At 62.1% G+C, this 22,999-nt stretch carries 23 protein-coding genes and 1 tRNA gene; all 24 read right to left on the bottom strand.

Features of this window, described 5'->3' with window-relative positions; all coding sequences use genetic code 11:
- Positions 1–17: 17 nt before the first annotated feature.
- Positions 18–326 carry an NADH-quinone oxidoreductase subunit NuoK gene (gene nuoK, locus GEV02_RS14580; RefSeq protein ID WP_008450334.1) on the bottom strand — a complete coding sequence of 103 codons (309 nt, stop codon included), beginning with the start codon at positions 324–326 and terminating at the stop codon, positions 18–20.
- Positions 323–952, bottom strand: coding sequence for an NADH-quinone oxidoreductase subunit J (locus GEV02_RS14585; protein ID WP_152838703.1), 630 nt, complete (start codon positions 950–952; stop codon positions 323–325). The genes nuoK and GEV02_RS14585 overlap by 4 nt, the downstream gene beginning before the upstream one ends.
- A 79-nt stretch (positions 953–1,031) precedes the next feature.
- Entirely contained in the window at positions 1,032–1,520 is a 489-nt protein-coding gene (gene nuoI, locus GEV02_RS14590) for an NADH-quinone oxidoreductase subunit NuoI (RefSeq protein WP_008450339.1), read from the bottom strand.
- Positions 1,521–1,532: 12 nt separating this feature from the next.
- Complete coding sequence (gene nuoH / locus GEV02_RS14595) at positions 1,533–2,618, bottom strand: NADH-quinone oxidoreductase subunit NuoH (RefSeq protein WP_008450341.1); 1,086 nt, start codon at positions 2,616–2,618, stop codon at positions 1,533–1,535.
- Positions 2,618–4,939: an NADH-quinone oxidoreductase subunit NuoG gene (gene nuoG / locus GEV02_RS14600; RefSeq protein WP_152838704.1), complete on the bottom strand. Its 2,322-nt coding sequence runs from the start codon at positions 4,937–4,939 to the stop codon at positions 2,618–2,620. Before nuoG ends, nuoH begins: the two co-directional genes overlap by 1 nt.
- A 22-nt stretch (positions 4,940–4,961) precedes the next feature.
- Positions 4,962–6,257: an NADH-quinone oxidoreductase subunit NuoF gene (gene nuoF, locus GEV02_RS14605; RefSeq protein WP_008450345.1), complete on the bottom strand. Its 1,296-nt coding sequence runs from the start codon at positions 6,255–6,257 to the stop codon at positions 4,962–4,964.
- Positions 6,254–6,733 carry an NADH-quinone oxidoreductase subunit NuoE gene (gene nuoE, locus GEV02_RS14610; protein ID WP_152838705.1) on the bottom strand — a complete coding sequence of 160 codons (480 nt, stop codon included), beginning with the start codon at positions 6,731–6,733 and terminating at the stop codon, positions 6,254–6,256. Before nuoE ends, nuoF begins: the two co-directional genes overlap by 4 nt.
- Positions 6,734–6,742: 9 nt before the next feature.
- Positions 6,743–7,996, bottom strand: coding sequence for an NADH-quinone oxidoreductase subunit D (locus GEV02_RS14615; RefSeq protein WP_152838706.1), 1,254 nt, complete (start codon positions 7,994–7,996; stop codon positions 6,743–6,745).
- A gap of 3 nt (positions 7,997–7,999) precedes the next feature.
- Entirely contained in the window at positions 8,000–8,590 is a 591-nt protein-coding gene (locus tag GEV02_RS14620) for an NADH-quinone oxidoreductase subunit C (RefSeq protein ID WP_070268888.1), read from the bottom strand.
- Positions 8,591–8,608: 18 nt separating this feature from the next.
- A complete protein-coding gene (locus GEV02_RS14625) occupies positions 8,609–9,085 on the bottom strand; it encodes a NuoB/complex I 20 kDa subunit family protein (protein ID WP_008450353.1) in 477 nt (158 codons plus the stop codon).
- A 3-nt stretch (positions 9,086–9,088) separates the two neighbouring features.
- The gene (locus GEV02_RS14630; RefSeq protein ID WP_008450355.1) at positions 9,089–9,448 is read right to left on the bottom strand and encodes an NADH-quinone oxidoreductase subunit A; all 360 of its coding nucleotides are present in this window, start codon (positions 9,446–9,448) and stop codon (positions 9,089–9,091) included.
- A 172-nt stretch (positions 9,449–9,620) separates the two neighbouring features.
- Positions 9,621–9,705, bottom strand: a tRNA-Leu gene (locus GEV02_RS14635).
- 218 nt (positions 9,706–9,923) lie between these two features.
- On the bottom strand, positions 9,924–10,340 hold the full coding sequence (gene secG, locus GEV02_RS14640; protein ID WP_152838707.1) for a preprotein translocase subunit SecG: 417 nt from the start codon (positions 10,338–10,340) through the stop codon (positions 9,924–9,926).
- Positions 10,341–10,388: 48 nt separating this feature from the next.
- On the bottom strand, positions 10,389–11,135 hold the full coding sequence (gene tpiA, locus GEV02_RS14645; protein ID WP_152838708.1) for a triose-phosphate isomerase: 747 nt from the start codon (positions 11,133–11,135) through the stop codon (positions 10,389–10,391).
- Between the two features lie 133 nt (positions 11,136–11,268).
- Entirely contained in the window at positions 11,269–12,249 is a 981-nt protein-coding gene (locus tag GEV02_RS14650) for an NAD(P)H-quinone oxidoreductase (protein ID WP_152838709.1), read from the bottom strand.
- Positions 12,250–12,295: 46 nt separating this feature from the next.
- Positions 12,296–12,904, bottom strand: a complete 609-nt coding sequence (locus GEV02_RS14655; protein WP_152838710.1) for a tetratricopeptide repeat protein — start codon at positions 12,902–12,904, stop codon at positions 12,296–12,298.
- Positions 12,905–12,924: 20 nt separating this feature from the next.
- Positions 12,925–13,692: a GIN domain-containing protein gene (locus GEV02_RS14660; protein WP_152838711.1), complete on the bottom strand. Its 768-nt coding sequence runs from the start codon at positions 13,690–13,692 to the stop codon at positions 12,925–12,927.
- A gap of 97 nt (positions 13,693–13,789) precedes the next feature.
- A complete protein-coding gene (locus GEV02_RS14665; protein ID WP_152838712.1) occupies positions 13,790–13,990 on the bottom strand; it encodes a hypothetical protein in 201 nt (66 codons plus the stop codon).
- Positions 13,991–14,211: 221 nt separating this feature from the next.
- Entirely contained in the window at positions 14,212–15,366 is a 1,155-nt protein-coding gene (locus GEV02_RS14670; RefSeq protein WP_152838713.1) for a glycosyl hydrolase family 18 protein, read from the bottom strand.
- Between the two features lie 15 nt (positions 15,367–15,381).
- The gene (locus tag GEV02_RS14675; protein WP_152838714.1) at positions 15,382–16,494 is read right to left on the bottom strand and encodes an acyltransferase family protein; all 1,113 of its coding nucleotides are present in this window, start codon (positions 16,492–16,494) and stop codon (positions 15,382–15,384) included.
- Positions 16,495–16,724: 230 nt separating this feature from the next.
- Entirely contained in the window at positions 16,725–18,200 is a 1,476-nt protein-coding gene (locus GEV02_RS14680) for an ATP-binding protein (RefSeq protein ID WP_174999121.1), read from the bottom strand.
- A complete protein-coding gene (locus GEV02_RS14685) occupies positions 18,193–18,900 on the bottom strand; it encodes a response regulator (protein ID WP_328595818.1) in 708 nt (235 codons plus the stop codon). Before GEV02_RS14685 ends, GEV02_RS14680 begins: the two co-directional genes overlap by 8 nt.
- Positions 18,872–20,281, bottom strand: a complete 1,410-nt coding sequence (locus tag GEV02_RS14690; protein ID WP_152838716.1) for an ABC transporter substrate-binding protein — start codon at positions 20,279–20,281, stop codon at positions 18,872–18,874. The genes GEV02_RS14685 and GEV02_RS14690 overlap by 29 nt, the downstream gene beginning before the upstream one ends.
- A gap of 116 nt (positions 20,282–20,397) precedes the next feature.
- Complete coding sequence (locus GEV02_RS14695; protein ID WP_152838717.1) at positions 20,398–22,992, bottom strand: family 20 glycosylhydrolase; 2,595 nt, start codon at positions 22,990–22,992, stop codon at positions 20,398–20,400.
- Between the last annotated feature and the right edge of the window lie 7 nt (positions 22,993–22,999).

The raw sequence follows: 22,999 nt of genomic DNA on the forward strand, positions 1-22,999 counted from the left end.
GAACTTTAGCCACGGGATCAACCCTTCAGGCTATCCAGGTCTTCAACGTTGATGGTGTCCAGGTTACGGAACATCACCACCAGGATCGCGAGGCCGATTGCCGATTCAGCAGCCGCCACGGTCAGGATGAAGAACACAAAGATCTGCCCGGCCGCATCGCCCAGGTAGTGCGAGAACGCGATGAAGTTCATGTTCACTGCCAGCAGCATCAATTCGATGGCCATCAGCAGAACGATGATGTTCTTGCGGTTCAGGAAAATACCGACGATCGAGATCGCGAACAGTATCGCGCCAAGAACGAGGTAGTGAGCGAGCGATAAAGTCATGGTGCCTCCTTAACTTCAGCTTCGGCCTGGCCGCGCGTGGTGACCGGCGCAATCTTGACGATCTTCAGGCGGTCATTGCGCTTGACGCGTACGGCGTCGGCTGGGTCGAAATGTTTGGTGTCCTTGCGCTTGCGCAGGGTCAGCGCCACGGCGGCGATAATCGCAACCAGCAGGATCGCTGCGGCGATTTCAAAGCCGTAGATGTATTTGGTGTAAATCAGCAGGCCCAGTTCCTTGGTGCCGCCGATGTTGCCGGCGTTGACCGGCTGCTGATCGAACGACAGGAAGGAACGCCACAGCACGGCGGCCATTTCCAGCACGATGATGACACCGACGAAGGAAGCGATAGGCAGGTAGCCCCAGAAGCCTTCGCGCATCTTGTCCGTATCGATGTCGAGCATCATGACCACGAACAGGAACAGCACCATGACGGCGCCGACGTAGACCAGTACCAGCACGATGGCGAGGAACTCAGCCTCCAGCAGCATCCAGATGCCGGCAGCGGAGAAGAACGCCAGCACCAGGAACAGTGCCGCATGCACCGGATTGCGGGCCGTGATAACGCGCGTCGCAGCCAATATCATGATGGCTGAGAAGGCGTAGAACAAAGCAGTTTTAAATTCCATAACTAACCCAAGAGACGTACAGTTTATTGATCAACACACCGCTGCGGCGGAACCCGGCCGGAACCGGGCCCGCCTTCCGTCAGCGGTAAGGAGCGTCCGCTGCGCGGGCTTCGGCGATCTCGTTTTCGTAGCGATCGCCAACGGCCAGCAGCATCTCTTTCGTGTAGTACAGATCGCCGCGTTTCTCGCCGTGGTATTCCAGCACGTGCGTTTCAACGATCGAATCGACCGGGCACGACTCTTCGCAGAAACCGCAGAAGATGCACTTGGTCAGATCGATGTCGTAACGCGTGGTGCGGCGCGAACCATCGTCGCGCTGCTCGGATTCGATGGTGATCGCCATCGCCGGGCACACTGCTTCGCACAGTTTGCAGGCGATGCAGCGCTCTTCACCATTCGGATAGCGGCGCAGCGCGTGCAGGCCACGGAAGCGCGGCGACATCGGCGTCTTCTCTTCCGGGTACTGCACGGTGATCTTGCGCGAGAACATATACTTGCCCGTCAGCGCCATCCCTTTGATCAATTCGGTCAGCATGAAGCTGCCGATGAAGTCTTTTAAACGTTCCATTTTTTCCAGTCCTTACTTCCAGATATTCCAGGATGTCTGCATCCAGCCGGCCACGAACACCAGGTACACCAGCGTCAGAGGGATAAACACTTTCCAGCCCAGACGCATGATCTGGTCATAACGGTAGCGTGGGAAAGTACCGCGCACCCAGATGAAGACGGACACCAGGAAGAACGCCTTGGCGAACAACCAGAAGAAGCCGCCGAAACCGCCCCAGAATTCGAGGAAGGCAAACGGTGCGGACCAGCCGCCCAGGAACATGATCGAACCCAGGGTCGCGATCAGAATCATGTTGGCGTATTCGGCCAGCATGAACATGGCGTAGGCCATGCCCGAGTATTCGACCATGTGGCCGGCAACGATCTCGGACTCGCCCTCGACCACGTCGAACGGGTGACGGTTGCACTCCGCCAGGCCGGAGGTCAGGTAGACCACGAACAGCGGCAGCAGCGGCAGCCAGTTCCACGACAGGATGTTCAGGCCGTGGTCGGCGAACATGCCCTTCTGCTGACCGGCGACGATGTCGCCGAAGTTCAGCGAACCGGACACCATCAGCACGACCACCAGCACGAAGCCCATCGGGATTTCGTAGGAGATCATCTGTGCCGAGGCGCGCATCGCGCCCATGAACGAGTACTTCGAGTTCGAAGCCCAGCCGGCGATGATGATGCCGTAGACTTCCATCGAGGTGATCGCCATCAGCAGCAGCAGGCCGGCGTTGACGTTGGCCAGCACGGCTTCGGCGCCGAACGGTACGACCGCCCAGGCGGCCAGCGCCGGCATGATGGTCATGATAGGACCGATCACGAACAGGCCAGGGTTGGCCTTGGCCGGGGTGATGATCTCTTTGAACAGCAGCTTGAGCGCATCGGCGATCGGTTGCAGCAGGCCCATAGGACCAACGCGGTTAGGACCGACGCGGATCTGGATCCAGCCGATGAACTTGCGTTCCCACAGCGTCAGGTAGGCAACCAGACCCATCAGCGGCAGCAGCACGACGATCACACGGATCAGCGCCCAGATCAGCGGCCAGGCCGGCGCCAGAACGCTGTTGGCGCCCATGGCATTAATAGTAGTGACGAATTCAGGCAGAGCCATTATTTACCCTCCCCTGCTTTTTCAACGGTGATGGAGCCGAACATGCCGCCCAGAGCAGCGGTCGACGCGTGAGCGGCGGCGACGCGGACTGCATTGGCTGGCAGTTTGGCATCAACAGCGGCGACCAGGATCGCGCTGCCGGAACCTTGCGTGACCTTGACCTTGTCGCCGGCGGCGACACCCAGTTGCTGCGCCAGCGCGGACGACAGGTGCGCTTTAGGCGCAGCCGCATCGGCCATCTTCTGCAGCGACTCGGCGCGACGCACTACGGCGTCGGCGAAGTAGATAGGCACGTCTGCAATACGTTCCGTACCCGTCGAAACCGCAGCGGCGGCGACGACAGCTTGCTTGGTGGTGTTGTTCAGCTTGGCCGACAGGTCGGTCACGCCGGCGCCCAGCACTTCGTCGCGGATCGCTTCGGAAGTATCGTAGTCGAAACCGGACAGGCCGAGGATGTTACCCAGCACGCGCAGGACTTTCCACGCAGGGCGGGTTTCCAGCAGCGGCTTGACGGTGCCGTTGAAGCTTTGCGCGCGGCCTTCGCAGTTGACGAAGGTGCCCGAGGTTTCGCTGAATGGCGACACCGGCAGCAGTACGTCGGCGTAGTCCATGCCATGCTTGTACGCCGACATGACGACAACCATCTCCGCGTGTTTCAGTGCGGCGGTGGCGGCTTGCGGGTTGTGTGCGTCCAGCTCTGGCTCGGCGTTCAGCAGCAGGTAAGCCTGCTTCTGTTCGGAGAACGCAGGGGCCTTGGCACCGTTGGCGTTGACCAGGTAAGCACCAACGGTGTTGGCGGCTTCGGTCAGGTAGCCCAGCTTGGCGCCGGTTTGTTCGGCGATCCATTGTGCGGCGGCGTGCAGCGCGGCAGCCTGCGGGTGCTGCGTTGCCGCGTTACCCAGGAAGACGGCCTTGTTCTCGCCGGAGATCAGCGAAGCGGCGATCGCGTTGGCGGCGTCGGAAGCTTGTACGCCTTCGAAGCCCGCTGGTGCGGCGACTTCCTTGGCTTTAGCCACGGCCACGACAACTTGCGACAGCGCCGACAGCCACTCCGACGGAGCAACGATCATTTTGTTCGCAACGGTCATCAGCTGGTCGTCGTCGGTGGCGTGCAGGATGGACAGCTTGGCGCCGCCCTTCACTGCCGTGCGCAGACGGGTAGCCAGCAGCGGGTGATCCTTGCGCAGGAACGAGCCGATGACGAAGGCGCGGTTCAGCTGACCGAACTCGGTGATCGACATGCCCAGCCAAGGGGTCACATCGCCCAGCGAGAAGTCGCTGTGACGCAGGCGCGTGTCCACGCTGTCCGAGCCCATGGCGCGGGTCAGCTTTTGCAGCAGATGCAGTTCTTCCAGCGTCGAGTGCGGCGTGGCCAGTGCGGCCAGCGCGCCGGCGCCGTGTTCGTGCTTGATGTTCTTCAGGCCGTGCGCCACGTATTCCAGCGCGGTTTGCCAGTCGACTTCTTTCCACTCGCCGCCCTGCTTCAGCATAGGCTGAGTCAGACGGTCGGCGGCTTCCAGGCCTTCGTACGAGAAGCGGTCCTTGTCGGAAATCCAGCACTCGTTGACGGCGTCGTTTTCCAGCGGCAGTACGCGCTTGACCTTGCCGGCTTTCACCTGAACGATCAGGTTGGCGCCCAGGCCGTCGTGCGGCGATACCGATTTGCGGCGCGACAGTTCCCACGAACGGGCGCTGTAGCGGAACGGCTTCGACGTCAGTGCGCCTACCGGGCACAGGTCGATCATGTTGCCGGACATTTCCGAGTTCACGGTCTGGCCGACGAACGCGGTGATTTCCGAGTGTTCGCCGCGGCCGATCATGCCCAGTTCCATCACGCCGGCCACTTCCTGGCCAAAGCGTACGCAACGGGTGCACTGGATGCAGCGCGCCATCTCCTGCATGGAGACCAGCGGGCCGGCATCTTTCGGCACGACGACGCGCTTGTCTTCTTCGTAGCGCGATTCGCCCTTGCCGTAGCCGACTGCCAAGTCTTGCAACTGGCACTCGCCGCCCTGATCGCAGATCGGGCAGTCCAGCGGGTGGTTAATCAACAGGAATTCCATGACGGACTTCTGTGCCTGTACGGCCTTGTCCGAAGCGGAGCGCACAATCATGCCTGCCGAGACCGGCGTTGCGCATGCTGGCAAAGGCTTAGGCGCCTTTTCCACTTCGACGAGGCACATACGGCAGTTCGCAGCGATCGACAATTTCTTGTGATAGCAGAAGTGCGGAATGTAGGTTCCCAATTTGTTGGCGGCGTCCATCACCATGCTACCAGCAGGGACTTCGACTTTTTTGCCGTCTATTTCGATTTCAACCATGGTGATCGTTACCTGACGCAGCTTAGATGTAAGCGGGCACTAAGCAATGCTTGTGCTCGACGTGATATTCAAATTCTTCGCGGAATTGCTTGATGAACGCGCGCATCGGCATCGCCGCGGCATCGCCCAGCGCGCAAATGGTGCGGCCCTGGATGTTGTCGCAGATCGAGTTCAGCACGTCCAGATCCGAAGGACGTCCCTGGCCGTTTTCGATGCGGTGAATCATGCGGTACATCCAACCCGTACCTTCACGGCATGGGGTGCACTGGCCGCACGACTCTTCAAAGTAGAAGTACGCCAGACGCTCCATAGCCTTGACCATGCAACGCGTTTCATCCATGACGATGACGGCGCCCGAACCGAGCATCGAGCCAGCTTTGGCGATCGAGTCGTAGTCCAGGTCGGTGTTCATCATCAGTTCGCCGCGGATCACCGGAGCGGACGAACCGCCTGGGATCACAGCCTTGATCTTTTTGCCGCCGCGCATGCCGCCTGCCAGTTCCAGCAGTTTGGCGAACGGGGTACCCAGCGGTACCTCGTAGTTGCCCGGCAGTTCAACGTCGCCCGAGATCGAGAAGATCTTCGAACCGCCGTTGTTCGGACGTCCCATGCCCAGGTACTTTTCAGGACCCATGTTCAGGATGAACGGAACCGCCGCGAAAGTCTCGGTGTTGTTGATGGTGGTCGGCTTGCCGTACAGGCCGAACGACGCAGGGAAAGGCGGCTTGAAGCGCGGCTGGCCTTTTTTGCCTTCCAGCGATTCCAGCAGCGCGGTTTCTTCGCCGCAGATGTAAGCGCCATAACCATGGTGCGCGTGCAGCTGGAAGCTGAACTCGCTGCCCATGATCTTGTCGCCCAGGAAGCCGGCGGCGCGCGCCTCTTCCAGTGCATCTTCAAACTGGGTGTAGACCTCGAAGATCTCGCCGTGGATGTAGTTGTAGCCTACAGTAATCCCCATGGCGTAGGCGCCAATGGCCATGCCCTCGATCAGCGCATGCGGGTTGTAGCGCATGATGTCGCGGTCCTTGAAAGTGCCTGGCTCGCCCTCATCTGAGTTACATACCAGGTACTTCTGGCCCGGGAACTGGCGTGGCATGAAGCTCCACTTCAGGCCGGTAGGGAAACCCGCGCCGCCACGGCCGCGCAACGACGACGCTTTGAGGTCGGCGATGATTTGTTCCGGGGTGATCTTCTCTTCGAGGATCTTGCGCAGGGCGCTGTAGCCGCCGCGCTTGACGTAATCTTCCAGGTGCCAGTTCTTGCCGTCCAGGCCGGCGAGAATGACTGGGTCGATGTGACGATTGTGGAGTGACGTCATTTCTTCAGTTCCTCCACGAGGGTGTCGATTTTTTCGTTGGACATGAAGCTGCACATGCGCTGGTCGTTCACCAGCATCACTGGCGCGTCGCCGCAGGCGCCCATGCACTCGCCTTCCACCAGCGTGAAAGCGCCGTCGTCCGTGGTGCCACGGAAGTCGATGCCCAGCTTTTCTTTCAGGTGGTTGGCCGCGCGCACGCCGCCCGACAGGGCGCATGGCAGGTTGGTGCACACGGAAATCTTGTGCTTGCCGACCGGCTTCAGGTTGTACATATTGTAGAAGGTCGCGACTTCCTGCACGGCGATGGCCGGCATGCGGATGTAGTCGGCCAACTCGGCCATCACTTCCGGCGAGATCCAGCCCAGTTCAACCTGGGCGTGGGCCAGCGAGGCCATCACGGCCGACTGGCGTTGGTCGGCCGGATACTTGGCCAACTCGCGGTCGATTTTTTTGTAGCACTGCTCTGATAACAACATACTTTTTCCTTAGCGGTCGATACTGCCGAACACGATATCTTGCGTACCGATGATGGTCACGGCGTCGGCAATCATGTGGCCGCGCGCCATTTCATCCAGCGACTGCAAGTGCGCGTAATCGGGAGCGCGCAGCTTCATGCGGTATGGCTTGTTGGCGCCGTCGGACAGCAGATAGATGCCGAACTCGCCCTTCGGATGCTCCACCGCGCTGTACGCTTCGCCCGGCGGCACGTGGAAGCCTTCGGTGAACAGCTTGAAGTGGTGAATCAGCGATTCCATATTGGTCTTCATGTCGACGCGGCCCGGAGGCGCCACCTTGCGGTTGTCGGTCATGACCGGACCCGGATTGTTGCGCAGCCATTCCACGCATTGCTTGATGATCTTGTTCGACTGGCGCAGTTCTTCCACGCGCACCAGGTAGCGGTCGTAGCAGTCGCCGTTGGTGCCGATCGGCACGTCGAAGTCCATCAGATCGTACACTTCGTACGGCTGGTGCTTGCGCAAGTCCCACTGGATGCCCGAACCGCGCAGCATGGCGCCGGTGAAGCCCATGGCCAGCGCATCTTCCGGCGCCACCACGCCGATGCCGACGGTACGCTGTTTCCAGATACGGTTGTCGGTCAGCAGGGTTTCGTATTCGTCGACATAGGTCGGGAAACGGCCGGTGAACGCTTCGATGAAGTCCAGCAGCGAACCCTGGCGGTCTTCGTTCAGGTTGGCGACGGCCTTGGCCGAACGGATGATCGACGGCTTGTGCTGCGGCATCGCGTCCGGCAGGTCGCGGTACACGCCGCCCGGACGGTAGTAGGCCGCGTGCATGCGCGCGCCCGACACCGCTTCGTAGCAGTCGAACAGGTCTTCGCGGTCGCGGAAGCAGTACAGGAACGGGCCCATGGCGCCGACGTCCAGCGCGTGCGCGCCCAGCCACATCAGGTGGTTCAGGATGCGGGTGATCTCGTCGAACATCACGCGGATGTATTGCGCGCGCAGTGGCACTTCCAGGCCCAGCAGCTTCTCGATGGCCATCACGTAGGCGTGCTCGTTGCACATCATCGAGACGTAGTCGAGGCGGTCCATGTAGGGCACGGACTGCAGGTAGGTCTTCTGTTCAGCCAGCTTCTCGGTGCCGCGGTGCAGCAGGCCGATGTGCGGGTCGGCACGCTGGATCACTTCGCCGTCCAGCTCCAGCACCAGGCGCAGCACGCCGTGCGCGGCCGGGTGTTGCGGACCGAAGTTCAGGGTGTAGTTCTTAATTTCAGCCATGTTTTACTTCCCGTAGTTTTCTTCGCGGATCACGCGAGGCACGTTTTCACGCGGCTCGATGGTGACCGGCTGGTAGATCACGCGCTTCTGCTCGGGGTCGTAGCGCATTTCGACATAGCCCGATACCGGGAAGTCCTTGCGGAACGGATGGCCGATGAAACCGTAGTCGGTCAGGATGCGGCGCAGGTCGTTGTGGCCTTCGAACAGGATGCCGAACATGTCGAACGCTTCGCGCTCGTACCAGTTGACGGCGCGCCACAGCGGCACCAGCGACGGCAGCAGCGGCATTTCGTCGTCGGCGCAGAACGCGCGCACGCGCACGCGCCAGTTGTGCTTCACCGACAGCAAATGGACGACCACTGCGAATCGCAGGCCGTCCCAGGCGCCATCGCCGTAGTTCAGATAGTCGACGCCGGCCAGGTCGATCAGCTGATCGAAGCCCAGCGACTTGTCGTCGCGCAGCGTTTGCATCACGCCGTAGTAGTCGGCGGCTTTCACGACCAGCGTGATTTCGCCCAACGCCACGGTCGTAGTAACGCGATCGCCCAGGGCAGTGCCGAGGGCGGTTTGCAGTTGTTCCAGATGTGTAGTCATATTCTTGAAGCAGCCCCGTTAGCGTGCGATCGTATTGGTGCGCTTGATCTTGTTTTGCAGCTGCATGATGCCGTACAGCAGAGCCTCGGCCGTCGGCGGACAGCCCGGCACGTAGACATCGACCGGGACGATGCGGTCGCAACCGCGCACCACGGAATAGGAGTAGTGATAGTAACCGCCGCCGTTGGCGCAGGAGCCCATCGAGATGACCCAGCGCGGTTCCGGCATCTGGTCGTAGACCTTGCGCAGCGCGGGAGCCATCTTGTTGCACAGCGTGCCGGCCACGATCATCACGTCGGACTGACGTGGCGAGGGGCGGAACACAACGCCGAAGCGGTCCATATCGTAACGGGCTGCGCCCACGTGCATCATTTCGACCGCACAGCATGCCAGACCGAACGTCATCGGGAACATCGAACCCGTGCGCGCCCAGTTGATCAGCTTGTCGGCCGAGGTGGTGATGAAACCTTCGTTTAATACGCCTTCAATAGCCATGGCTTATTCCCAATCAAGGGCACCTTTCTTCCAGATATACCAAAAACCGACGACGAATTCGGCGATGAACACCATCATCGTGACGAAGCCGCCCCAGCCCAGTTCGCGCATGGATACGCCCCACGGGAAGAAGAATGCCGTTTCCAGATCGAACAAAATAAAGAGGATCGCGACCAGGTAGTACCGGACGTCGAATTTCATGCGCGCGTCTTCGAAAGCTTCGAAGCCGCATTCATATGGGGAGAGCTTGGCGGAGTCAGGCTTATTCGGCCCGAGTAAGTGGCCAAGGACTTGGGGAGCGATGCCTACGCCGAGACCGACGAGGATGAACAACAGGACGGGGAGATAATTTTCGAGGTTCACGATTGATGAGCTTATATTGAACGGTCGGTTAAAAGGACACACTGCGATGTTCTGCGGTGCTCTTAACGTTCGACCCAATCGTAAAACCGCTTAGACCAGGATCGAACGACACATCCTCGTAAAAAAGCCAGCTCAGGTACACTTCGGTGCTCCCTTGCTGGCCTTATATTTCTGGTGCCGACGACGAGACTCGAACTCGTACAGCTTGCGCCACTACCCCCTCAAGATAGCGTGTCTACCAATTTCACCACGTCGGCGTAAGGCCGCTATTCTACTGTGTTTTCACGCGGTTGTTAATCCGTATTGCGCCAAAACAAGAAGAAAAACGATAAATCTTTGCTTCTTTTTACTCTGAATTGTTTTTCTAGCTTGCAACGCTAATGTACTGCCAAAACAATGAGCAAACAACTTAAAAAGTTGCTAAGGGACTTGAACTTATTTTACAACTGAGTTCATTACTTAGTTCAGTATTGTATTACTTTGGGATCGAAGCTGCAGGACCCGTTGCTGCCGGAGCGGCTGGCGCGGCTGCCGGAGCGGCCGGAGCCGCTGCAGGAGCGGTCGGAATCGCTGCCGCGCCGGTCGCTGGAACCGGAGCTGGCGCCGCTGGCACAGCCTTGTCCATCACGCCGCCGCTGACTGCGCCGCTGCCGCGTTGTGCCGAGATGTACGACAGGGCCAGCGTGGCGCTGAAGAAGATCGCGGCTGCAACGCCGGTCGACTTCGACATGAAGTTCGAGGAGCCGGTGGCGCCGAACAGGCTGCCCGAGGCGCCCGAGCCGAAGGCCGCGCCCATGTCGGCACCCTTGCCGTGTTGCAGCAATACCAGGCCGATAATGGCGATTGCGGAAAGCACCTGCACTACGATAACCAGATTGAACAAAGAGTTCATGTTATTCCATTCAAAAATAAAAGATTTGTATCGTTTTGTTTCTACAACTTAAACGGCCTGGATAATCCCGAGGAAATCCGCCGCTTTTAATGCGGCACCACCTATCAGGCCGCCGTCGATATCAGGCTGGGCCATCAATTCTTTTGCATTGTCCGGCTTCATGCTGCCGCCGTACAAAATCTGCATGCCGGCCGCAACCGGCGCATTCTTCTGCGCCACGCGCGCGCGCAGCAAGGCGTGCGCCTCCTGGGCGATCTGCGGCGTAGCGGTCTTGCCGGTGCCGATAGCCCAGACAGGCTCGTAAGCAACAACAATCTTGGCCAGGTCGTCAGCGGCAACCGCATCCAGCACGGCTTGCAGCTGGCCGCAGATGACCGATTCGGTCTCGCCTGCTTCGCGCTGCTCCAGCGTTTCGCCCACGCACACCACCGGCGTCAGGCCGGCAGCCAGGGCCGCGACGGCCTTCTGCGCCACCAGCTCGCTGCTTTCCTTGTGATAGGCGCGGCGTTCGGAGTGGCCGCACAACACATAGCGGGCGCCGAAATCGACCAGCATCGCGGCCGAGACTTCGCCCGTGTAGGCGCCGGCAGCGTGGACCGACAGATCCTGCGCACCCCAGGCGACCGGGCTGTCTTGCAGTTCAGCCTGGCACTGGGCCAGGTAAGGAGCCGGTACGCAAACTGCGCAATCGGCGCCAAAGTCGTTCAAGCCGGCGATAATGCCAGACAACAAAGCAGTGTTGCCGGCCCGATTGCCGTTCATTTTCCAGTTGCCGATGACGAGTTTGCGACGCATAGTAGCCTAAAATTCAATAACCCGCTATTTTAACGCGAGGCTGGAAGCCCGGTCAAACCAGCGGCCGGAGGCGTCGCCCCGGAAATCGCAAAAATACTACGGTCGAGCCCACCTTCCGGCCCGCGTTTTTGACCTAGATGACTTGCAACATGATCTTGCCGACATGATTGCTGCTCTCCATCAGCGCATGCGCGGCCGCCGCCTGCTCCAGCGGGAACACCTCGTAAATCACCGGTTTGAGCTTGCGCGCCGCCATCAGCGGCCAGACCTTGTCCAGCAACTGCTTGGCGATCGCGCCCTTGAAGGCGGCCGACCGCGGGCGCAAGGTCGAGCCGGTGATGGTCAGCCGGCGGCGCAGCACCTGGCCCAGGTCCACCGTGGCCTTGCTGCCGCCCAGCGTGGCGATCAGCGCGATGCGGCCGTCGTCGGCCAGGCAGGAGATTTCGCGCGGCAGGTAGTCGCCGCCCACCATGTCGAGGATGACGTCGGCGCCACGGTCGTTGGTCAGCGACTTGACGATGGTGGCGAAGTCCTCGGTCTTGTAGTTGATGCCGCGCTCGGCGCCCAGCTGCATGCAGGCGGCCACCTTGTCGTCGCTGCCGGCGGTGGCGAACACGCGGTGGCCCAGCGCGCTGGCCAGCTGGATCGCCGTCACGCCGATGCCCGAGCTGCCGCCCTGCACCAGCAGCGTCTCGCCCTCGCTCAGGTGGGCGCGGTCGAACACATTGCTCCACACGGTGTAGTAGTTTTCGGGGATGGTGGCGGCTTCCAGCATGCTCCAGCCCCTGGGGATAGGCAGCACCTGCTCCAGCGGCGCGACCACGTACTCGGCGTAGCCGCCGCCCTGCACCAGCGCGCAGACCTTGTCGCCGATATCGAAGGTGGTGTAATCGAGATCGCCGTCGACGATCTCGCCGGCCACTTCCAGGCCCGGCAGGTCGGAAGCGCCGGCCGGCGGCGCGTAGTTGCCCATGCGCTGGAACACGTCGGGGCGATTGACGCCGGCCGCATGGACCTTGATCAGCACTTCGCCGCCGCGCACGACCGGCATCGGCCGCTCGCACAGTTTCAGGACATCGGCCGAGCCGGGATGGGTGATTTCAATCGCGCGCATGGCTCGCCCTCTCGTGAAGAAAGGGCGATTGTACGACAGCTGACAATTAGCTGCCGCCGGTGCGCGATTGCCTGGGCAGTGGCGTGTTCGGTTTCCAGGCCGCCGACAAGGCCTGCCCTTCCTCGATCTGCTCCGGCGTCATGCTCTTGACCACGGCCGAGCGCTGCTCGGCCGCGTTCATCGAACCGTTGGCCGCCGCCAGGTTCCACAACATATAGGCGATCACGTTATCCTGCGGCATGCCGGCCATGTGATAGCGGTACATCAGCCCCAGCGCCTGCTGCGCGTCCGGGTGGCCCTGCTCGGCCGCCTTGCGGAACCAGGTGACAGCCTGCTTGTGATCCTGGATTACCGCATTGCCGGTGTAGTACATGGCGCCGACGACATATTGCGCGTCGGCCTTGCCCTGCAGCGCGGCCTTGCGGTGCCACTCCAGCGCCTGCTTGTAATCCTGGGTGACGCCACGGCCCATGTAATACATCAAGCCCAGCAGGTGCTGGGCATCGGCATTGCCGGCTTTGGCGAGCGGCGATATCTCTTTCAAGGCCGCCGAGTAGTTTTTGTTGTTATAGGCGGTAGCGCCTTCGGCGAATCCGGCCATCGCAGCCTGTTGCAGGCCCAGTGCGAGACCGATCGCTAGTATGAATTTTTTCATGTCGCGTAGGTGTGTGTGTTTTACTTCCAACTTACCTTGCCCAGACCGTCAACGCTCACGTTGCGGTTCAGGGGCTTGCCATAGACAGTGACCGATCCCAGGCCGCTCAAGTTCAATGTCGCATTGGTCTTGGCGTTGACGGTGGCGTTGCCCAGGCCGCTCAGGTCGATGTTGACGGAGTCGGCCTGGAATTTCTGCGCATTCAATCCGCCCAGTCCGCCCAGCGTCGCCTTCAGCAGCTTGCTGTTGCCACCCAGCGTGATGTAGCCGGCGCCGCGCAGATCCAGTTCCACGCTGTCGTTTTCGCTGACCCACAGATGCATGCTGCCGACGCCGCCCAGATTGGCCTTCAGGACCTTGTAGTCACAGACCACCTTCATCGTGCCGGCGCCATCCATCGTCAACTCCAGTTCGTCTCCGCTGAAGCCGTTGATCTCGGTCGAGCCCACGCCCTCGGACACCACTTCCCGCAACATCGGCAGCACCAGCTCGGCACGCGTGGAGGAGCGGCCTATCTTCAGGCCCCGCCCTTCGGTCTCCAGGTGCAGCGTATCGCCGGCGGTCGATGTCGTAATCTTTTCCATGGTGCGCTTGTCCGCGTACAGCGTCAACGAAGGCGTGGCGCCCTGGCGCAGCTTCAAGTCGAGTACGCCATCGAGCTTGACGCGCACCACGCGGGCATCCAGCGTGATGACGCGCTTCTCGGTGGCTTCGTCGGCTGCCTGGGCGCGGCCGAACAGCGCACAGAAAGCGGCAAACAGCAGGCCAAATTGGAAAAGCTTGTTCATTATCGGTTCCTCTGATGTGGTTCTTGGTGCGGCGAACGGCTAATGTAGCAGCGCACTAAGCTTTCTAGCAATCTTTGCAGTACGACCAATTGTCAAATTACGACAGGCTGGCTTTTTCCACTGCGGTCAGGCGTTTGGTCTTGATGAGGACAACTTGCATCGGAGCGTGGGCGGCGGCAACGTGGATGGCGGGTTGCAGGGCGACGGTGGCTTCAGCGGCGGCGCTGGCGTAGGCGGATACGCCCAGCAGTACGGCGGCTGCGACGAAGATGGCTTCCATGTTTTTGGCGATGTTCATTTTTGCTCTCCTTGAATGCGTTTCGGTATGTGATCACTATAGCCATCACTTAACTAACGATCATGCGGATTGCGACGAACTGCACAAATGGGGGACTGGGCGACAGAAAACCGGGGACAGGACAAACGCCGTCATTCCCGCGAACGCGGGAATCCATAGGACGCCTGCATTCAGCTTCAGCATGGATTCCCGCTTTCGCGGGAATGACAGGGAAGTAAAACTTACTGGTTGAGACCGGCGTTGACGGCGGTCCAGAAGCTGGCGTCCTCCATGCCGAAGGCGTAGATCGAAGTGCCGGCCAGGCCGTAGGCGCTCACCAGGCCGGTTTTCATGGCCACGCTCTTGGCGTTCTCATTCCACACCGTGTGCTTCTTGCCGCCGGTGGTGTAGTTGAAGGTGATGGCATTGACGTTGTTGTCGTACTTCGGCGTCACCCCGTACTTGCTCAGCAGCCCCGGCACGTTACGCCAGAACAGCTGGCTGCCCTCGCCTTCCTTCACCCAGTCATAGCCGTAGGCCGGAATGCCGTTCAACACCTTGGCCGCCGGCGCCTTGCTGGTGGCGTAGTCCAGCGCGTTCTCCATCCAGTCCGAACCGGCGACGGCGCCCGGCGCCCAGGCGGGGATCGCCTCGTCGTAAGTCATCACCTGGATATAGTCGGCCGACTGGCCCAGCGCGGCCAGGTCGAACGGCAGATTGTACGGATCGTTTTCGTCGGTGGCCGAGAAGGCCGGCACCGTCATGATCAGCTTCAGGCCCTGGGCGTGCAGCGCCGTGGACAGCGCGGCGGAGAACGCGCTAAGGTTGGCGCGGTCGGCCTGGTCCACCGCCTCGAAATCGACGTTGATGCCGGCGAAGCCATTGGCCTTGGCGAAGGCAACCAGGTTGGCCACCGCCGTGGCGCGCTTGGCGCCCGTGACCGCGTGCGAGATGAGCGGATCCCAGCCATCATTGGAGACGTTGGAGATGCAGCCGTAAATCGGTATGCCTTTGGACTTGAGGAAGGTGATGGCGTTGGTCGGCGTCGGATCGCCGTTGCCGACAATGGCGCCGGCGCTGGTGATGTTCCAGAAATCGATGGCCACCGCGTTGACGTTGGCGTAGTACTTGGTCAGCGAGTTGTAGTTGTTGCTGTAGCCCGAATAATAGGCCAGCACCATCTTGCCGTTGGCCAGCGCCTTGCTGCCTGGCGCGCCGCCCTGCACCACGCGCTCGCCGCCGGCATCGGCCGGTGTGTCGGGCAGCGGCGCCACACGCCCCGCCGCCAGATTGCCCATGCGCGCCATGGCTTTGGGCGATTGCTGGCCTGCGGGGTCGGAGCCCCCGCAACCGGCCAACGCAGCGGCGATACACACCGCTATCATTAATTTTTTCATCGCGTATTCCTCCGATTAAAGTTTGATGTAGATTTTTTGACGGTCCAGCACATACCCGACCAACCAGCAGCCCAGCATGTACACCACCGCCCACAGCAACGTCCCGTTGTAGGCACCCGCCCACGGACGGAACAGATTCAGGTAGATCCAATCGAAGACGTTCAGGTCGCCGATCTTGAAGAGGAAGAAGGTGGTCGCCACCACTTCGCTGAACAGGTAGATGAACAGCGTGTTGCGGCCGAAGACTTCGAAGAAGTAAGTCCAGCCGCGCTTGCCCAGCATGTCGATCACGTACAGCAGCAAGGACAGCGTGAACAGGTCGATGGCGATGGTGATGAGCGTATAGGAGCTGGTCCACAGCTTTTTATTGAGCGGGAATACACTGCTCCAGCACAGTGCCAGTACAGTCAGCACAGCGCCGGACATGGCCAGCTTGGCGACCGTCTCGTAGCTTGCGCCCAGCCGGCGTACCAGGCGGCCGGCGAAGTAGCCGGCCACCACGTTGACGATGGACGGCAGCGTGCTCAATATGCCCTCCGGATCGAAGGCGATGCCTTCGCCGTGATACATATGCGCCTCGCCCAGCACCAGCAGATCCAGCTTGCGCTGCGCGTTGCCGGCCAGCGTGTAGTCGCCGAAGCCGTACATGACGGCCCAGTAGCCCAGCAGCGCCAACACCGCGAACACCAGCGCGCCCTTCTCCTTCCAGTAATGCAGGATCAACGAACCGGCGCAGTAACCAAGCGCGATGCGTTGCAGTACACCGAAGATACGGGTGCCGGACAGCGGCAGTACAGTCAGCGAACCACCCTCGGTACTGAAGAACGGATACCAGTACATCAGGAAACCGCACAGGAAGATCAGCGCTGTGCGGGTGAAGATCTTTTTCAGCACCGCCGCCTCGCCCATGCCCTCGTACTTCTCCAGCGTGAAGCTGAGCGCCGTGCCGACCACGAACATAAAGGTCGGGAACACCAGGTCGGTCAACGTCAGGCCGTGCCATTCGGCGTGCAGGAAAGGGGCGTAGGTGGTGGCCGGTGTGCCAGGCATATTCACCATAATCATCAGCGCGACCGTCAGGCCCCGCAGCACGTCGATGGCTTGCGAGCGTTGATGCTGTGTTTTCATTGATCGTCGACTTTCAGTGAGTGTGTTGGGTTGCTGCAAACGTTATCATCTTCGCCAATGCACGGCGAATGACCATAAGCCTTTGATTTCATTATTTAATTCCCTACCCGGCTTACAGTTCCTTACGCATAAGGACGGGCTTGGCGGGAGCGCGTGACGGCGGCTGCAACAAAACTTCACAGAGCCTTACAAAATGTATTGCACGCCGTTGCGCGCTGTTGCGTTTCTGCTCAAGCCGGCAGGCGGATGGTGGCGTTCAAGCCTCCTTCGGGATGGTTCTCCAACACCAGCTGGCCGCCGTGGGCCTTGATCACGCTGCGGGCGATGCCCAGACCCAGGCCCATGCCGCCGTCGTTTTGTTCGCGGCCATGCGCCAGCCGCACATAGGGATCGAACAGGCTGGCGAAAGCATCTTCCGGCACGCCGGGGCCGTGATCGCGCACGGCGATAGCCACCACGTCCGGCCCGCTGCTGACGCTGATCTCGGCGCGGTCGCCGTAGTACAAGGCGTTGTCCAGCAGGTTGCCGATGGCGCGCTTCAAAGCCAGCGGCTTGGCGCGCACCGTGATGCCGCTGTCGCGGTAGCCCACCTCATGCCCGGCCAGCCGCGCGCTGCGCACCAGGCGTCCCAGCAGCGCGTCCAGCTTGACCTCGGCCGGGTTCTCGTGGATGTCGCTGTCCTTCACGCATTGCAGCGCGCCCTTGACCATCATGTCCAGTTCATCGAGATCTTCTTCGAACTCGTTGCGCAGCGCTTCGTCGTCCAGCAGTTCGGAGCGCAGCTTGAGGCGCGTGATCGGCGTGCGCAGGTCGTGCGAGATCGAGATGAACAGCCGCTCGCGATCCTCGATGTAGCGCTGGATGCGCTCGCGCATGGCGCTGAAGGCGCGCGCGGTGTTGATGAATTCCCGGCTGCCCGTCTCCGGCAGCGGCGGCGCGCGGTCGTCCTGGCCCTGGCCGAAGGCGGCGGCGGCATCCGACAAGGCGGCCAGCGGGCGCGTGATCCAGCGCACCACCAGCAGGCAAAGCAGCAGCACCACGGCCAGCGACAAGCCTTGCAACGACAGGCGATCCCACGCCAGCGGATCGTTACTGCTCAAGAAGTACGGGTTGGGCATCAACGCCGCCATGTACAGCCAGTTGCCCGGCTCGATCTCGGTCTGGATCACCAGGATGGGCGCGGGGTCCGGCTGCAGCAGCAGGATGTGCTGAACCCAGGCGTCCGGCAAGTCGCTCAGGTGCACGCCGTCTTCGGACACCACCAGCTGGTCCGGCCATGCGAAAGCCAGGTGGAAGCTGGGCGAATGCGGCAGGTCGCTTTTCAGCGTGGCGCCCACGGTCGCCAGCACGCTGCTGGCCAGCGGATGCTCGGCGATCTGCTGCACCGGCACGTAGGCGTGATTGAGGTTGACGAAGAAGCGCGTGCCGCCCATCTCGCGCAGCTGCTGGATCAGCAGCAGGCGGTAGTTCGGCGGCAGGCTGCGGAAGAAGCGGATCGCGCCGGAAGCGCCGTGCGCCATGTACTGCGACGCCGACTGCGCCTCCACCTGCGCCTTGGCGCGCAGCTGACTGGCCCAGATCACGCTGGCCGCCAGCTGCGTCACCAGCAGGCCAGCCGCCATCACCAGCATCAGGCGGCCCAGCAGCGACTGCGGCCAGATCCTGCCCAGCCGCTCCAGCATCCGATTCGATGCACGCTTAAGCATGCGAGACGCTGACATCGGCCGAGAACACGTAGCCGGCGCCGCGCACGGTCTTGATCAGGGCCGGCTGCTTGCCGTCGTCGTTGAGGCGCAGGCGCAGACGGCTGATCTGCACGTCCAGCGAACGGTCCAGCGGGCCGGCGTCGCGGCCACGGGTTTCTTCGCACAGCACGCTGCGGTCCAGGATCACGCCCGGATGTTCGACGAAGTATTTCAGCAGCTGGAAGTCCAGGCCCGTCAACGCGACGACGGCGCCGGCATTGTCGAGCACCTTGCGCTCCATCAGGTCCAGCGTGAAACCGACGAAGCGGTAGTAGCGCGCCGACGGCGTCTCCAGCGCGGTGCGGCGCAGGATGGCCTTGATGCGGGCCAGCAGCTCGCGCGGGCTGTATGGCTTGGCGATGTAGTCGTCCGCACCCAGCTCCAGGCCGACGATGCGGTCGGTCTCGTCGGAGCTGGCGGTCAGCATGATGATGGGGACATTGGAGCGCTGGCGCACCTGCTTGCACAGCGCGAAGCCGTCGGTATCGGGCAGCATCACGTCCAGGATCACCAGCGACAGCTGCTCGGTGTGCGCGTGCAGCTCGGCCAGGAAGCTCTCGCCGTTGTGCGACAGGATCACCTCGTACTGGTTTTTCTCCAGGTAGGTCTTGAGCAGGACGCGGGTCTTTTGGTCATCGTCTACGATCAGTATCTTGCGCACCGGTTGCTCCTTGGCTTCTGAGGTTAAACAACCGGAACAGCGCGCCCAGGCGGCGTTGCGCCTCGGCCGGCGTGGCCCGGTCGTCTAGAAAATATCGGTGGATTTCGGCGATGATGGCGTCGCGGCTGGCTTCATCGGTGGCCATGCGGTGCACCAGGCTTGGCGCCTGCACCGCCGCGCCCTGCGCGAAGGTGGTCCAGGAGGCGCGCGCGCAGCTGTCCATCTTGGACACGTCGGCGTCGCGCCGCACCGGCACCGCGCCCTTCAGCGCATTGAACTCGGCCTGCACCGGCGAGGACACCAGCAGCCGCGCCATCTTTTCCTGCGACGCCATGTGCCGGTAGTCGCCGGCAAACATTGTCAGCGTATCGACGCTGTACAGATGGTACTTGCCCGTGTCCGGCGCGGTGCCGCAGGCATAGTCGTCGTCCAGCGCCATGCCGCGTTCGGCCAACTCCGGCTTGGCCCAGTCACCCATAATCATCATCGCGGCCTCGCGGCGCGCGAACTGGCGCACCACTTCCGGCCATGGACGCTCATCGAGTTGGCCGCTGATCCAGCCCTTGACCACGCGCAGCCGTTCCAGCGCCTCGGCGGTGCGGCGGTCGGCGGCGGCGGCCGGATTGCGGCGCACGAACAGATCGCGATAAAACTCAGGACCACTTTCGGCCAGCACCAGATTCTCGAACAGCGCGGCGACCTGCCAGGCTTCGCTGCTCTGCGCCAGCGGCACGATGCCGGCGGCCTTGAACTTGAGCGCGACGTTCTGGAATTCGGCCCACGTCTGCGGCGGCGCCAGTTTGAGCTGGGCGAACAGCACGCGGTTGTAGTACAGCGTATTGACGCGGTGGATGCCGAGCGGCGCCGCCACCACGTGCTTGCGGTGCTGGATCAGCGCCTGGATGGTGGGGAACAGGAAGCCGTTCCAGTTGCCCGCGCTGGCCACGTTGTCGATTTCCAGCAGCAGGCCAAGTTCCGCCCATTCGGCGACGGAGACGCCGATGATCTGCGTGACTTCAGGCGCATCGCCCGCCAACACGCGGCTCTTCAACACCTTGCCCGCGCCCAGCCCCGCGCCGCCGGGGATCGCGGCATCCTTCCATTCAAGGCCTTCGTCGGCCATGCGGGAGGCCAGCACATTGGCGGCCTTGCGTTCGCTGCTGGAGGTCCACCAGTGCAGCACCTGCAGCGTATTGAGCGAAGCGACCGGTGAAGTCGCGCCGGTGGCCGCAGGCTGCTGCGGCAGTTGCGTGGCCTGGGCCATGGTCAACGCGCCGCAGTTGAACGCGCATGCAGCGGCCAGCAAGCCGAAGGACCAGGCCTTGGCAGGCGGCGCGCGGCGGGCGGTCGAACGAAATCGTAACCAGTCTGACCACGGCAAGGCTACTTTTTCTGTCGACGCAATCACTCGTTATCCCGAATAAAACAGTGCCACGATTATAACGGAGAAGGTAGCCTCCGGGATGAATTGGTATGCTTTGCGCGCGCCCTCCCCGCTCAAGGGTTGTCGATGCGCGACACCACGCCCGGCCTGCCGTTGCGGCCGAACGCGGCGACCTTGATCTGGCCCTTGTCCGATATGGGTCCGTCAACTGGTTTGCTAGTGGTATTCGGTTCACTGCCATCACTGGTGTAGCGCATCGCGATACCCGGCAGGACGTGGTTGACCAGCACCTTGCCGTTATCGACCACCAGCCCGGGAGGCGCGATGCGGTAATCGACGCCGGTGCGTTCCAGGTCCAGGCGCGGCAGCACGCGCTGGCTCAACGTGTTGACGAAGCCGGACCATGCGGTGCGGTGCAGCGCGGCGGCTTTGGCGGCGTCGGTCTCCGTGGCCCAGGCGGGATCGGGCGCCCATGAACGCTCGGCCATCGCCAGCAGGCGTGGCATGACGAGGTAATCCATGCGCTCCGTCGTGCGTACGGTTTCGGTGAACAGCGTCGCCTCCAGCCCGCGTATGCGGCGCTTGCCGTAGTCGGTCAGGGCGTCCTTGCCGACCAGCGGCAGATTGGCGTTCTTCAGGTAGTCCAGCGGGATGAAGTCGTAGACCGTATCCAGTTCGACGTAGTCGCCCCAGTTCACGCCCGGCTCTTCGGGATTGGCGTTGTAGGCCATGTCCATGTACATCTTCGTCACCGGCGCCAGCACGATGTCGTAACCGGCGTTGGCGAGGCGATAGGCGAAGTCCTCGGCGCCCTCGGTGTTGTTCCAGACGTAGGCGCTGAAGCCGCGCTGCGTGAAGCGTGGATTGGGGATCAGTTTATGCTCGCCGCGCACCTTGGTGGCGCGGGCCGCCATCTCTTCCCAGCCCGACGCATACAGGCCGTGCTTGCGCAGGATGGCGTCGACGCGGTCGTAGAAGTAGTCCCACAGTTCGGCGGTGCTTTCCAGTTTTTTCTTCTGCATGACAGCGCGGCTGGCGGGCGACTGCTCCCACGCGCCGCTCGGCAGCTCGTCGCCGCCGACGTGGATGGTGTGCAGCGGTGCACCGGCCTCCTTGTGCATCGCCACGACCTGCGCGATGACATGGTCGATGAAGGTGAAGCTGGATTCCAGGCCGGGATTGATGACGTGGTCGTTGTACAGCTGCGGCGATTTGTAGACCGACTTGTCGGCGAAATCGTTGAGCAGGTACTTGGCGGCGTCGCTCTTGCCTGCGGCTTTCATGCGGTGGTAGCGGGACTCCATCGCCTTGACGGCGGCGCGGGCGTGACCCGGCATTTCGATTTCGGGAATCACCTCGATATGGCGGGCGGCGGCGTAGCGCAGGATCTCGATGTATTCGGCGCGGGTGTAGTAGCCGGTGCCGCTGGCGTCGGCCGGATTGGGACCGGAGCCGTAGGCCGGTTGCAGGCGCACGCCCGGTTCCGCGCTGTGGCCGCGTACTGCGCCGATGGTGGTCAGCTCGGGCAGGCCGGCGATCTCCAGCCGCCAGCCTTCGTCTTCGGTCAGGTGGAAGTGGAATTTATTGAGCTTGTAGCGGGCCATCAGGTCCAGCAGCTTGAATACGGTCTGCTTGGTGTGGAAGTTGCGGCCGACATCCAGCTGGAAGCCGCGATACTCGAAGCGCGGCGCGTCGGTGATGGTCAGTTCCGGCAGTTCGATGCCGGCAGCGTCACTGCCCGGCAGCGGCAGCAGGTCGCGCAGCGATTGCAGACCGTAAGCCACGCCGGCGGCGCTGTTGCCGACGATGTCGATGCCGCTGCCGGCCTTGATCGTCAGTGTGTAGGCTTCCGGCGACGTGGAGCCAGGGACGGTGCCCACGCTCAGGCGCAGCGCGGCAGCGCCGGCGCTGCTGGCTGGCAGACCGGCCGCGAACAGCGAACGCGCAAACGCCGCTTCGGTCTTCAGCGCGGCCGGTGCGGAGATACTCGGCAACGCGGCCAGTTTCAGTTTGCCGCCGCCGGTCTCCAGATGCTGCGGCGTCGGGAACACCGGCGGCAGCGCGGCGGCCGGCAGCCAGTCGGCATTGGCGTTGCGGCGATAAATGTCCTGCACGATGACGACAGGCTTGGCGCCGCTGCTGCCCTTGTCCAGCTGCTCCGGACGCGTGACCGGTAGCAGCTGATAATCGGCGATGGCCTGGCCGACATCCGGCGCATCATCGTAGACCAGGTAAGGCCCGGCCGGCGCCTTGGCAAGCTTGATGACCAGGTCCGGATGGTTGTAAGCGATATTCAGCGTTTGCCCGGCAGGCACGCCAGCGAAGCCCGGTGCAGGACGAATGCGGAACAGATTGCCGGCAACCTGCTCCAGCACCAGCTTGCCCTCCAGCGGCCCGGTCGACACGCCGTCCATGACATTGAAGTACAGCGACCAGCCCCGCGCAGGCAAAGGCTGCTGGCCAACGTTGGACAGGATGAACCGCGCCTGTGTTCCACCGCCTGGCGACTCGGGCGTGAACACATTGCGCACTAGCTCCCAGCGCAGACGAAGCTGCGCGCCGCTGGCATATCGCTCCAACACGCCCCGGGCCGCCGGCGCCTTCACTTCCGGCGCTGCATACGCCACCTGCACCAGCGAGCCGCCCGCCATCGCCACCATCAGCCACGACGCCAAAACGAAACCACCGCACTTGCTCTGCTTACGCATTCGATTC

Origin of the sequence: Rugamonas aquatica (genome assembly GCF_009380215.1) — a bacterium.
Classification (GTDB): domain Bacteria; phylum Pseudomonadota; class Gammaproteobacteria; order Burkholderiales; family Burkholderiaceae_D; genus Rugamonas; species Rugamonas aquatica_B.